At 64.3% G+C, this 12,453-nt stretch carries 12 protein-coding genes; 8 read left to right on the top strand and 4 right to left on the bottom strand.

Going from position 1 to position 12,453, the window contains the following annotated elements; all coding sequences use genetic code 11:
* Positions 1 to 37: 37 nt before the first annotated feature.
* Positions 38 to 1,381 carry a glycolate oxidase subunit GlcF gene (glcF, locus tag FP2506_RS13500; protein ID WP_007068083.1) on the top strand — a complete coding sequence of 448 codons (1,344 nt, stop codon included), beginning with the start codon at positions 38 to 40 and terminating at the stop codon, positions 1,379 to 1,381.
* 87 nt (positions 1,382 to 1,468) lie between these two features.
* Complete coding sequence (putP, locus tag FP2506_RS13495; RefSeq protein ID WP_007068082.1) at positions 1,469 to 2,974, top strand: sodium/proline symporter PutP; 1,506 nt, start codon at positions 1,469 to 1,471, stop codon at positions 2,972 to 2,974.
* A 51-nt stretch (positions 2,975 to 3,025) separates the two neighbouring features.
* On the opposite strand, the gene FP2506_RS13490 is transcribed toward putP, so the two are convergent.
* From FP2506_RS13490 to FP2506_RS13480, 3 genes are all read right to left on the bottom strand, one after another.
* Positions 3,026 to 4,171 (bottom strand): alpha-hydroxy acid oxidase, encoded by a 1,146-nt coding sequence (locus FP2506_RS13490; protein ID WP_007068081.1) that lies wholly within the window; start codon positions 4,169 to 4,171, stop codon positions 3,026 to 3,028.
* Positions 4,172 to 4,221: 50 nt separating this feature from the next.
* The gene (locus FP2506_RS13485; protein WP_007068080.1) at positions 4,222 to 5,058 is read right to left on the bottom strand and encodes a fumarylacetoacetate hydrolase family protein; all 837 of its coding nucleotides are present in this window, start codon (positions 5,056 to 5,058) and stop codon (positions 4,222 to 4,224) included.
* 101 nt (positions 5,059 to 5,159) lie between these two features.
* Positions 5,160 to 6,167 (bottom strand): LysR family transcriptional regulator, encoded by a 1,008-nt coding sequence (locus tag FP2506_RS13480; protein WP_244404200.1) that lies wholly within the window; start codon positions 6,165 to 6,167, stop codon positions 5,160 to 5,162.
* 85 nt (positions 6,168 to 6,252) lie between these two features.
* On the opposite strand from FP2506_RS13480, the gene FP2506_RS13475 reads away from it, so the two are divergent.
* From FP2506_RS13475 to FP2506_RS13465, 3 genes are read left to right on the top strand one after another with little or no spacing between them, the layout of a single operon-like run.
* Positions 6,253 to 7,212: a ring-cleaving dioxygenase gene (locus FP2506_RS13475; RefSeq protein WP_007068078.1), complete on the top strand. Its 960-nt coding sequence runs from the start codon at positions 6,253 to 6,255 to the stop codon at positions 7,210 to 7,212.
* 60 nt (positions 7,213 to 7,272) lie between these two features.
* Positions 7,273 to 7,938, top strand: coding sequence for an alpha/beta hydrolase (locus FP2506_RS13470; protein ID WP_007068077.1), 666 nt, complete (start codon positions 7,273 to 7,275; stop codon positions 7,936 to 7,938).
* Between the two features lie 60 nt (positions 7,939 to 7,998).
* Positions 7,999 to 8,589, top strand: coding sequence for an NADPH-dependent FMN reductase (locus FP2506_RS13465; protein WP_007068076.1), 591 nt, complete (start codon positions 7,999 to 8,001; stop codon positions 8,587 to 8,589).
* A gap of 36 nt (positions 8,590 to 8,625) precedes the next feature.
* Here FP2506_RS13465 and FP2506_RS13460 read toward each other — a convergent pair whose 3' ends face one another.
* On the bottom strand, positions 8,626 to 9,363 hold the full coding sequence (locus FP2506_RS13460) for a FadR/GntR family transcriptional regulator (RefSeq protein WP_007068075.1): 738 nt from the start codon (positions 9,361 to 9,363) through the stop codon (positions 8,626 to 8,628).
* A 322-nt stretch (positions 9,364 to 9,685) separates the two neighbouring features.
* Here FP2506_RS13460 and FP2506_RS13455 point away from each other — a divergent pair, with 322 nt between their 5' ends.
* From FP2506_RS13455 to FP2506_RS13445, 3 genes are all read left to right on the top strand, one after another.
* Positions 9,686 to 10,678 carry an ABC transporter substrate-binding protein gene (locus tag FP2506_RS13455; protein WP_007068074.1) on the top strand — a complete coding sequence of 331 codons (993 nt, stop codon included), beginning with the start codon at positions 9,686 to 9,688 and terminating at the stop codon, positions 10,676 to 10,678.
* Between the two features lie 357 nt (positions 10,679 to 11,035).
* A complete protein-coding gene (locus FP2506_RS13450; protein WP_244404198.1) occupies positions 11,036 to 11,641 on the top strand; it encodes an ABC transporter permease in 606 nt (201 codons plus the stop codon).
* Positions 11,638 to 12,450: an ABC transporter ATP-binding protein gene (locus FP2506_RS13445; RefSeq protein WP_007068071.1), complete on the top strand. Its 813-nt coding sequence runs from the start codon at positions 11,638 to 11,640 to the stop codon at positions 12,448 to 12,450. Before FP2506_RS13450 ends, FP2506_RS13445 begins: the two co-directional genes overlap by 4 nt.
* The last annotated feature ends 3 nt before the right edge of the window (positions 12,451 to 12,453 follow it).

Below are 12,453 nucleotides of genomic sequence, written 5' to 3'. Positions count from 1 at the left end.
TCGTCCGACACGACCGGCTTCGGGAGGAGCCTGACCTATGCAGACCAATTTCACACCCGCACAGCTCGACAATCCGGAAGTCGCCCATTCGGAGGGGATCATCCGCAAATGCGTGCATTGTGGGTTCTGCACGGCCACCTGCCCGACCTATGTCACGCTCGGCAACGAGCTCGATTCACCGCGTGGACGCATCTATCTGATCAAGGAAATGCTGGAAAATGACCGGCCGGCGGACAAAGAGGTCGTCACCCATATCGATCGCTGCCTTTCCTGCCTTGCCTGCATCACGACGTGCCCGGCCGACGTCAACTACATGCATCTGGTCGATCATGCGCGGAACCATATCGAGCGGACCTATAAGCGCCCGCTGATCGACCGGATCACGAGACAGCTGCTGGCGCTTGTGTTGCCCTATCCGGACAGGTTCCGCGCGAGCCTGACGCTCGCCAGGCTCGGCCGGCCCTTTGCGGGGCTGATCGAGACGATCAAGCCGCTGAAACCCATGGGCGCGATGCTGCGTCTAGCCCCGGATCGGGTGCCGGCGAAATCGAAAATCAACGAGCCGGGCGTGCGCAAGGCAGAGGGCCAGAAGAAGGGCCGCGTGGCGATCCTGCGGGGCTGCGCGCAGTCGGTGCTTGATCCCAAGATCAACGAGCGGACCGTGAGCCTTCTCAACCGGCTCGGCGTCGAGGTGGTGGTGCCGAAGGGCGAGACCTGCTGCGGCGCGCTGGTCCACCACATGGGCAAGGAACACGACGCCCATGCCTTCGCCAAACAGAACATCGACACCTGGATGCGCGAGATCGAGAACGAGGGACTTGATGCGATTGTCATCACGGCCTCGGGCTGCGGGACGACGGTGAAGGACTACGCCCACATGCTGCGGCTCGATCCGGACTATAGGGACAAGGCCGCCGCCGTCTCGAAGAAGACGCTCGACATCACCGAATATCTCGCGACCCTCGACATGCCGGAGCCAATCAATGAAACCGGACTCGACGTCGCCTATCATTCCGCCTGCTCCATGCAGCACGGCCAGCGCATCAAAACTCAGCCGCGCTCACTGCTGACGAAGGCGGGGTTCACAGTCTTCGAGATCCCTGAGGGTCATCTCTGCTGCGGCTCGGCGGGCACCTACAACATCACGCAGCCGGAGATCGCCGCGCAGCTGAAGGCGCGGAAGGTGAAGAATATCGAGAGCGTCGGGCCCCAGGCGATCGCCACCGGCAACATCGGCTGCATCACGCAGATCGCATCGGGCACCAGAATCCCGATCCTGCATACGGCGGAGCTGCTGGACTGGGCCTATGGCGGCGAAAAGCCCGCGGTACTCGAGGGGATCGAGCCAGATCGAGGCGCCTCCGCGATCGCGGCGGAATGACGGCGGACCGATGACGGAAATGTGTTGACGCGCAAAGGCTTCCCGCTAGCTGCCACTTGATCGATCGAAACGACGGAGCATCGAATCATGCAGATCGGCGTCTGGATCAGCCTCGCAGCCTATTTCGTCCTGATGCTCGCCATCGGGTTCTACGCGTGGCGAAAATCGACGTCGAGTTCTGAAGAATACATGCTGGGGGGACGGCAACTCAGCCCCTCGGTCGCTGCGCTGTCGGCTGGTGCCTCGGATATGTCGGGCTGGCTCCTGCTCGGTCTTCCGGGCGCTCTCTTCGCATCCGGCCTTGTCGAAGCCTGGATCGGCATCGGCCTTTTCGTCGGTGCCTTCGTCAACTGGATCGTCGTCGCACCACGCCTGCGCGAGCAGACCGAGCGCTACGACAATTCCCTGACGATCCCGGCCTTTCTCGGCAAGCGCTTCCCCACCAAGGCGACGGCGCTGAGGACGATCTCTGCCGTCATCATCGTGGTCTTCTTCTCCGTCTACACAGCCTCCGGTCTCGTCGCCGGTGGCAAGCTGTTCGAGAGCGCCTTCGGCGAGTTCATCAATATCAGCGGGATAAGCGACTACTCGGCCGGCATCTGGCTGACGCTCGCGATCGTGCTCGCCTACACGGTCGTCGGCGGTTTCCTTGCGGTATCGCTCACCGATTTCGTGCAGGGCTGCATCATGATGCTCGCCCTCGTCATCATGCCGCTGGTCGTCCTCTATGCCGGCGAGGGTAGTGGCTTTTCCGGCGCGTCGAACACGCTCTCGGGCGTCGATCCAGACTTTCTTTCGCTGTTCAACGGGCTGACCTTCTTCGGCTTCCTGTCGGCAGTCACCTGGGGACTTGGCTATTTCGGCCAGCCGCACATCATCGTGCGATTCATGGCGGTCCGGTCGGTCAGAGAGGTTCCGAAAGCCCGCAATATCGGCATGAGCTGGATGGCGGTCTCGCTGATCGGTGCCATCGGCGTCGGCGTCTTCGGACGAGCCTATGCCCAGCGCAACGGGCTCGACGTGGAGGATCCGGAGACGATCTTCATCGTGCTGGCCGAACTCCTCTTCCATCCGTTGATCACCGGCTTCCTGCTCGCCGCGCTGCTCGCCGCGATCATGAGCACGATCTCCTCTCAACTCCTCGTCGCTTCATCGTCGTTGACGGAGGACTTCTACAGGCTGTTCCTCCGGAAAAAAGCGGGCGAGATGGAGATGGTAAATGTCGGGCGTGTCTGCGTGGTGCTGGTCGCGGTCGTTGCCGCCTTTATCGCAAGCGACCCGAATTCGCAGGTGCTCGGCCTCGTTTCCAACGCCTGGGCCGGTTTTGGTGCCGCGTTCGGTCCGCTGATTATTCTCGCGCTCACCTGGCCTGCCATGTCGGGGGCGGGTGCGGTCGCGGGTCTCGTCACCGGTGCCGTCACGGTCATCGTCTGGATCACGCTCGGCTGGAATTCGAGCTTCCTCGGCGGTCCCGGCATCTACGAGATCATTCCTGGCTTCCTTTTCGCACTCATCGCGATCGTCGTCGTCTCCAAGCAGACCGAGACGAGCGGTGAGTTCCGGCCGGAGGGCAGAGCCCAGGCGGCCGAGTAGGGCGCATTTGTAAGACCCGCCCACCCACCGGGCGGGTCCGATCGTAGTCTGTCAGCGGAAGCGCAGGTTTTCCCTGGAGAGCTGGTCTATCCGCGTCCGCCCCATCAACCGCATGTCGCGGACGAGTTCGTCACGCATCAGTGTGAGGGCGCGTTCGACGCCTGGCTGCCCGGCGGCGGCGAGCGGGAAGAGATAGTAGCGCCCCAGCCCTACGGCCTTGGCTCCCAGCGAAAGCGCCTTCAGGACATGGGTGCCCCGGGTGACGCCGGAGTCGAGGATCACGTCGAGCCGGTCGCCAGCCGCCTGGACGATCTCGTCCAACTGGTCGAAGGAGGCGCGCGAGCCGTCGAGCTGACGCCCGCCATGGTTCGAGATGACGATGCCGGCACAGCCGATCTCGGCGGCGCGCACGGCATCATCCGGCGCCATCACGCCCTTCAAGCAGAACGGTCCGCCCCAGAGCTCGACCATCTCGGCGACGTCGTCCCAAGTCATGCCCGGATCGAGCATTTCGGTGAAGTACTGGCCGATCGAGGCGGTGCCACCGCCCATGTCCACATGCTCATCGAGCTGCGGCAGGGCGAATTTCTCGTGGGTCAGATAGTTGATCGCCCAGGCCGGCTTGAGGGCGAATTCGGCGATGCCGCGGGCGTTGAGGCGGAACGGGATCGAGAAGCCGGTTCGCTTGTCGCGTTCGCGATTGCCGCCGGTGATCGAATCCACCGTCAGCATCATCACTTCGACGCCGGCCTCCTTCGCGCGCTCCATCATGGCGCGGTTAAGACCGCGATCCTTGTGGAAATAGAACTGGTAGACCTGCGGGTTCGAATGCTTCTTGCGCAGCTCCTCGAGGCTCACCGTGCCAAGCGATGAGACGCCGAACATGGTGCCGAACTTCTCCGCTGCCGCGCCGACCGCGCGTTCGCCCTCGTGGTGGAAGAGCCGCTGGAGGGCGGTCGGCGAACAGTAGACGGGCAAATCGAGCCTCTGGCCGAGGACCGTGGTCGACAGATCGACCTCCGCGACGCCGCCGAGAATGTTCGGGACGAGGTCGACCTCATCGAAGGCCGCCGTATTGCGGGCATAGGTCGTCTCGTCGTCGGCGGCCCCATCGATATAGTTGAAAATCGGTCCGGGGAGCCGGCGTTTCGCCAGTTTTCGGAAATCGTTGAAGTTGTGACAGTCGGTCAGCCGCATCGCTCAAGGCCTTCGAGGTTCGGATATCAGGTTCGAGATGGGCGAATGGATCAGGCTCGGCCGACCGTCTGCGTCTGCTCGCCAAGCCCGTCGACGCCGAGGCGCATGGTCTCGCCGCCCTTCAGGAACACCGGCGGCTTGCGACCCAGTCCGACGCCGGGCGGCGTTCCGGTTGCTATGACATCGCCTGGCTGCAGCGACATGAACTGGCTCACATAGTGGACGAGATGAGCGACGCCGAAGACCATGGTTGCCGTTGTGCCGTCCTGGAAGCGGTGACCGTCGATTTCGAGCCAGAGCTTCAGGTTTTGCGGATCGGGCACCTCGTCCTTTGTGACGAGCCAGGGACCGATCGGGCCGAAGGTGTCGGCGCTTTTGCCCTTGATCCACTGTCCGCTGCGCTCGGCTTGAAAGGCGCGCTCGGACACATCGTTGACGACGCAATAGCCGGCAACGTGATCGAACGCCGCGTCTTTCTCGATATAGACGCCGCCCTTGCCGATCACGACGCCGAGCTCGACCTCCCAGTCGCACTTTTCCGAGCCGCGGGGGATCAGCACGGTGTCGTTCGGCCCACAGACGGCCGAGGTCGCCTTGCCGAAGATGATCGGCTCCTTCGGGAGGACCATGCCGCTCTCGGCGGCGTGGTCGGCATAGTTGAGACCGATGCACAGGAACTTGCCGATCCGGCCGACGCAGGGTCCGATCCGGCCGTCGAGGATCGGCAGGTCCGCCGGATCGACGGCCCGGATGCGCGAAAGCCCATCCGGCGTCAACGCCTCGCCTGCGATGTCCGCGACGATGCCGGAGAGATCGCGCGCCTTGCCCGCGCCGTCGAGGATCGCCGGCCTTTCGGCTCCCGGTTCGCCGATGCGCAGAAGTTTCATGGGCCTGTCGTCCTCGTCGTTGGTCGTGCCGCGCGCCCGGTCCGCGGGTGCTTCCGCCGCTGTCGTTCGCCGCTCCTGATAGCCGAGCCAGAGGTACCGGTTCAATCCCGCGCCGCCGAGCGCGAGGAGAGGGCGTCCATCGACCGCGGCTCGCGCCCTTCGATGAGGTCGATCCGCTCACGCACGGCGTACGCGACGAAATCGAGGAATACACGGACCCGTGCGGCTCGGCGCAGATCCTCGTGGGTCAGAAGCCAGAGATCCGCTGCGAAGGCGGGCTCCGGTGGTTCGAGGCGGACGAGGACCGGCGACCGATCGCCGATGAAGCAAGGCAGATGGCCGATGCCGATGCCGGCCTCGATCGCGCTCGCAAGCCCGAGGACGGTGTCGACCCGGTAGCGCAGGCGTCCGGGCGCTGCCGTCTCGACGGCATGACGGACCACCCCCATGGCGGCCATGCCGTCGCCGAGCGCGACCCAGTCATGGTCTGCGTTTGCGTCGCCGCCCGGCCATGGACTGGCTGTGTCCGCTCGGCCGTAGAGGGCCCAGGCGACCCGGGCGAGCCTGCGTCCGACGAGCGTTTCGGGCGGACTGTCCGAGGCGCGGATCGCGACGTCGGCGTCGCGTTTGGAAAGGTTCAGCGCCTGGTTCGCGACGACGATGTCGATCTGCACATCGGGGCATGCCTTTTGAAAATCGGCGAAGATCGGCGTCAGCAGGTGCTGCAGCAGCGAGTCGGCGGTGGTGACGCGCAATTCGCCCGACGGAAGCGCCTCGCGTCCCGCCATCTTCATCGCGGTGCGATCGACATCGGAGCCGATGCGATCAGCGAGTGCGGCGATCTCCTCGCCCAATGCCGTCGGCGTGAGCCGCTGGCCCGTGCGCTCGAAGAGCGGACAGCCCGTCCCCGCCTCGACCTGACGCAGGCGCCGGAACACCGTCGAATGATGGGTGCCGAGACGGGCGGCCGCCTCCGGCAGCGAGCCGGTCTCCGCGATAGCGCCGACCAGCCGGATGTCCTCCCAGGTGAGGGTGTCGAGACCGTCCTTCATCCTCGCCTCGTTTCCATCGACGACCGGGGTCGCGGCATTGCAATCAGAGGATTGCATATTCGCAATGTGTTTGCCCATACCCTTCAGGAAATATTGCGCCTATCTTCATCCCGAACATCGAAGTCTGAAAGGAGATCGTTCGATGAAGACGCACGGCATTCACCACGTCACGGCCATTGCCGGCCCGGCCGGCCGGAACGTCGACTTCTACACCCGCGTCCTCGGGATGCGGCTGGTCAAGAAGACGGTGAATTTCGACGATCCGGGCAGCTACCACCTCTATTACGGTGACGAGGCCGGTTCGCCCGGCACGATTCTCACCTTCTTTCCCTGGGAGCATGCCGCCTCCGGCCGCCTCGGCGTCGGGGAGGCGCAGGAGACCGTCCTTCGCGTGCCGGAGGACGCGATCGGCTGGTGGATCCAACGGTTGATCGAACACGGTGTCGCGCACGACAAGCCGGTAAAGCGGTTCGGCGAGACGGTGCTTGCCTTCCGTGACCCCGACGGCATGCGGCTGGCGCTCGCAGCCGTTCCCGGCGCTTCGAGCGAGACGAGCTGGCCGACGGAAGATATTCCCGCCGATGTCGCGATCCGTGGCTTCCATTCGGTCAGTCTTCTGGTTGAGGAAAAGGCGCCGACCGCGGCGATCCTTACCGGCGTCCTCGGCTTCAGCGAGATCGCGACGGAGGAGACGACCACGCGTTATGCGGTCGAGGGCAATCCGATCGGTGGTATCGTCGATATCCGGGCGGTCGGCGGCTTCCTGAAGCCACGCTTCGGGGCGGGTTCCGTTCATCATATCGCCTTTCGCGCCGCGGACGACGACGAACAGGCTGCGATGGTACGAACGCTCGCCGAGGACCACGGCATCGAGACGACCGAGCAGCGGGACCGGAACTATTTCCGTTCGGTCTATTTCCGCGAGCCGGGCCACGTGCTCTTCGAGATCGCAACGGATGTGCCGGGCTTCGACATCGACGAGCCGCGCGAAAGCCTCGGCGAGGCGTTGAAGCTGCCCGCGGGCCTCGAAGCGCACCGCGAGACCATCGAGGCGGCGCTGCCCGCAATCGCGCAACCGGCCGGCGTCCCGGCGCTCGCCTGAGCCATGCCAGGGATCGAGCCGGGGCCGCAGTGGCCCCGACTCACGCCATGGAGACAGATCGTGACCAATGCTTCCCCTCCAACGAGCCACCACCATCGTTTTCTCGCTGGTGCGTCGGCGGGCCTGAGGCCGCTTCTCACGCTGCACGGAACCGGCGGCGACGAAGCCGACCTTCTGCCTCTCGCGGGGATCGTCGCCAAAGGGGCAGCGGTCCTGTCGCCGCGCGGGGCTGTTCTCGAAAACGGCATGCCGCGCTTCTTCCGAAGGCTTCGAGAGGGTGTCTTCGACGAGGCGGATCTTGTCCGGCGCACCCACGAACTTGCCGATTTCGTCGAGGCAGCGCGGGATGCCTACGCCATCGACGCGCCTATCGCGCTCGGCTTCTCCAATGGCGCGAATATCGCGGCGGCCATGCTGATGCTGCGGCCGGAAGCCCTTTCTGGCGCCATCCTCATTCGGGCAATGGCACCGTTCGCCGAGCCGCCCGAAGGTGAACCCCTTGCGGAGAAACCGGTCCTCGTCCTTTCCGGGGCGATGGATCCACTCGCCCCGCCGGAGAACACTGAGCGCCTCGTCGCGGACTTGCGGGCACGGGGCGCTGCCGTCGAGCATCGCGTTGTCCCCGGCGGTCACGCGCTCGGGCAGATCGACGTCGGCCTCGCCAAGGCATGGTACGATCGGTTCGGATCCGGCCTGAGCGCAAGTTGGGAGAAAGCGCCAATCTGAGCCGGGGATCCGCCGGATCACAAAATCGCGGTACGTCGCCTACACGGAAAAGGACACAACATGTCTCACCGCATCCTCGTCCTCTACGGCTCCTACCGGAAAGACCGGGTGGGCATCCGTCTCGCGAACTTTCTCGTCGAGGGGCTTTCGCGGCGCGGCCACGACGTCGAGCTGATCGACGCCAAGGCGATCGGGCTGCCCATGCTCGACAAGATGTACAAGGAATATTCGCCAGGCGAAGCGCCGGAGGCATTGCAGGCGCTCGCGGACAAGATCGTCGGCGCCGACGGCTTCGTCTTCGTGACCGGCGAATACAATTGGGGCGTCCAGCCGGGTCTGAAAAATCTCACCGATCATTTCCTTGAGGAATGGTTCTGGCGACCCGCCGCGATCGCCAGCTATTCCGCAGGGCGCCTGTCGGGCGCGAGAGCCGGCCTCGCCTGGCACGGGACACTCTCCGAGATGGGGATGGTCGTCATTTCCTCGACGCTTGCGGTCGGTCCGATCGCGGCGACGCTCGACGAGGCGTCAACGCCGACCGGCAAGGCGGGTGAGGCGCTGGAGAAGAGCTTCGAGCGTTTCGCCGCCGACCTCGAATGGTGGGCGGACGCCGCGAAGACGAAGAAGCGGTCGACGCCGCCGCCGTACTGATCGCCGCTGCGGCCGGCCATCTGCGATCGGGGATGGCTAGCGCGGCGGCGGGGCTCCGAAGTCGCGGTCGAGGAGCGAGCGCTCCACGGCCCGCAGGTGATGATACATCTCGCGGCCTGCGCCCTCGACGTCGCGAGTCTCGATCGCCTCGATGATCCGGTCGTGCTCGGAAAACGAATGGTGGTTCTCGGTCGGCCGGTCCGTCGAGGAGCGCAGCAGACCCCAGACGACGGCGCGGCGCACTGCGTTCAGAGCGTCGAACAGCGCGAGGAGAAGCCGGTTGTCGGCCGCCTCGGCGATGCATCGGTGGAGTTCGTTGTCGGCGGTCTCGTATTGCCGCCACGTCGCGGCCCGCTGGGTGCGGCGCTGGCATCGCCGCAGCGCTTCGATATGGCGTGATGTGGCGTTGAGCGCGGCCTCGCGGGCGATGATCGGCTCGATCAGAATACGGGTCCGCATGACTTCGGCGGGGTTCGTTTCGCGGTCGATATCCGCGAGGCTCATCACCTCGATGCGCCGTGAGCCCGTGAAAGTCCCTTTGCCCACATGGCGCCAGAGCTGACCTTCGGCTTCGAGGGTCGCAAGCGCCTTGCGCAAGTCGCCACGCGAGACACCAAGGATTTCGGAGAGTTCCCGCTCAGGCGGAATCCGCGTGTCGGGCGGGAAGTCGTGGCGGGTCAGCCAGGCGCGCAACTGGATGAGCGCGCCATCATTTCCCTCGTCCCAATCCGCAGCGGCGGCGACGTCGCGTTCGTCCTCTGCTCGTCTATCCATATGGTAGGACCGTTTAACCAATATTGATTGGTCAAATGGTTAGGCCGTCCGCGCACGTCTGTCAACGCTGCGGCGATCTGTCAACTGTAAGCGGTTCCGATAGTAATACTCTTTGGTTCGACTGGAGATGAGTCCTCAGACACGGCCCCGAGGGTGCCATCCCGACCGGGGTGCACTGCAACTCCTTTCGTGCGCCATCTCAGCATTGACCAAGAACCAATGCTGTGTTTACTTCTAACCAATATGCAAATTGGCGAGCGCGAGGAGGCGCCTCGTCGCAAGGGCCGTCAGGCCGAACGCACATGCACAGGGAGGAAATGACATGCCGTTCTCAAGACGTCGATTCGTGTCCGCCGCCGGCGCGATCGCCCTCGGCCTTTCGGCCTTCGGCCACACCGCTACGGCCGCAGCCCAGGACAAGGAACCGCTCTCCGTCGCCATGGGCGACATTGCGAGCGTGGAAAGCCTCGGACTCCTGATCGCGATGGAGCGGACCAAGGAGAAGGGAATCCCGATGGATATCACCTTCTTCAATTCCGAAGACGTCGCGACCCAGGCCGTCGTCAGCGGCCAGGCTGATATCGGCGTCGGTGCGCCTTATGCCTTCATTCAGAATTCCGGCGCTCCAATCCGCATGTTCTATCGCATGAGCACGCTGTTGTTCTTCCCGGTCGTGAATTCGGAGGTCTATTCGGACTGGGCCGATCTCGACGGTCAGGAAGTCGCCGTCCACTCGCGCGGCTCGGGCACTGAGGCTCTGATGCGCCTGATGGAGCAGAAAAACGGGATCAGCTATTCCAATGTCAGCTACGTTCCGGGCTCGGAGGTCCGCGCCGGCGCCATGCTGCAAGGCACGATCAACGCGACGATCGTCGATGCGGCGGCCTTCCGTCTCCTGCAGGAACAGGGTGGGGAGAAGTTCAAGCGGCTCTCCGTCGAGGGCGTGAACGCGACCGACGAGGCGCTCTACACCAACACTACTGTCCTCGAGGAGCGGTCCGAAGACATTGCGACCTTCGTCGGCGAACTGATGCGGACGTGGGCCGATATCAACGAGGATCCGAGCATCGTCGCCGAGCTGCGTGAGGAATATGGCCTTCTGCCCGACCTGCCGGATCAGGCGGCCGGCGACATCACAACCTATTATCAGGAAGCCGTCGAGGGCGGCGTCTTTCCGACGGACGGCGGCGAGCCGGGCGATGCCCGTGACGATCTCGACTTCCTTGCCGCGGCCGGTCAGGTCGAGGCTCCGGGAGAGGACTTCGATCCGGAGCAGTACTGGAGCTTCGCACCGCTCGATAGCGCCCGCCAGTAACGGGATCGACGGGCCGGCGCGTCAGGCCTTCAAGGCTGAGGCGCCGGCCCGTCGATGATCTCAATCGTACCCTCGTCCGGGATGTACGGAGCGAAAGCCCCTCCGAACCCAAGCCCGGCGAGGTCGAGGACACATCCATGTCAGTACCGCACGCCGTCGAGGACGTGACCCCAGACCGGTCCGAAATGCCGGGCTTTTTCGGCCAGGTCGGCGCGATGCCGCTCTTCTGGAAAGTCCTCTCGGTGATCTCTTTCTGCCTCGTCTGGGAGATCGCCGGCCGCACGGAATTCAACTTCTCCTTCCCGACCTTCCTCGAAACTGTTTCGGTCCTTTTTCGACATGATCGTCGACGGCTCGATGGGTTCGGCTTTCCTCAAGACCATGGAGCCGCTTGCGATCGGGCTCACCATCTCGCTGGTGGTCGGCATCGGTTCGGGCGTCGCCATGGGGTTGCGGACCGACGCGGAATGGCTTTCGCTGCCGGTCTTCATCGTCATGCAGGCCGCACCGATGGCCGCGCTCATTCCCCTGGTCACCTTCGTCTATGGCATCGGCCTCACCGCCAAGGTCCTCGCGGTCGTCATGCTTTCGCTGCCGGTGATCGCGATGAACAGCTACAAGGCCGTGCGGAACGTGCCGCCCTCGCTCGTCTCCATGTGCCATTCCTTCATGGGCAACCGGCGCCAGCAGATCCTTCAGATCATCATCCCGGCGGCCAGCCCGATGATGTTCGCCGGCCTGCGCCTCGGCGTGGCGGAGGGCTTCTCCGGTGCGGTCCTCGCCGAACTCCTCATCACGCCGACCGGCATCGGCGACCTCATCACTTTCCACCGCTCGGTCGCGAACTTCGCCCACATGTACGCGACCATCGTCGCCATCGTGCTTTTCGCCATCGTATCGGTGGGCCTTCTTCAGTGGGTCGAGACCAAGCTCTTCCGGCCCGAGAAACGGAGTGCCGCATGACCGTCGCCCTTGCCGCGGACAACACCGCCGAACGATCCGTACCGAAGCCAACGAACCCGATCATCGAGGTGCGGAACGTCTCGAAGGTCTATGGCGGCGCGGTTCACGCGCTCGATAAGATCAATCTCAGTTTCGAGACCGGACATCTCACCTCGCTTCTCGGGCCCTCGGGCTGCGGAAAGACGACGCTCTTGAAGATCGTCGCCGGCCTTCTCCAGCCGACGGATGGCGAAATTCTCGTGAAGGGCAAGAAGGTCACAGGGCCGGGTCCGGAACGCGCCTTCGTCTTCCAGGACTTTGCGCTGATGCCCTGGGCGAGCGTCCTCCAGAACGCTGCTTTCGGCCTCAAGATGCAGGGGGTCGGAAAGGCAGAGCGCTTGGAAAAGGCGCGGCATTACATCGGCGAGGTCGGGCTTGCCGGCTTCGAGGAGAAATATCCGCACGAACTCTCCGGCGGCATGCGCCAACGCGTCGGTCTCGCCCGCGCGCTCGCCGTCGATGCAGACGTCCTTCTGATGGACGAGCCGTTCTCTGCCGTCGACGAGCAGACCCGGCGCAAGTTCCAGGAGGACCTGATCCGGCTGCGGGAGGTCGAGAACAAGACTTTTCTCTTCGTGACCCATTCCATCGAGGAGGCCGTTTACGTCTCGGACCGCATCGTCATGCTGTCGCCGCGGCCGGGCCGGATCTCCGAGATCATCGACCCGGATATCCCGGACGGGATCAGCCCGGACGAACTGCGCCGCAACGGCACCTATCTCGACACGGTCGAGGAGATCTGGCGCAGCATCCGGAAATATGTGGAGTAGGCC

Origin of the sequence: Fulvimarina pelagi HTCC2506 (assembly GCF_000153705.1) — a bacterium.
Classification (GTDB): Bacteria; Pseudomonadota; Alphaproteobacteria; order Rhizobiales; family Rhizobiaceae; genus Fulvimarina; species Fulvimarina pelagi.
This window is presented reverse-complemented; position numbering and strand designations above follow the sequence as displayed.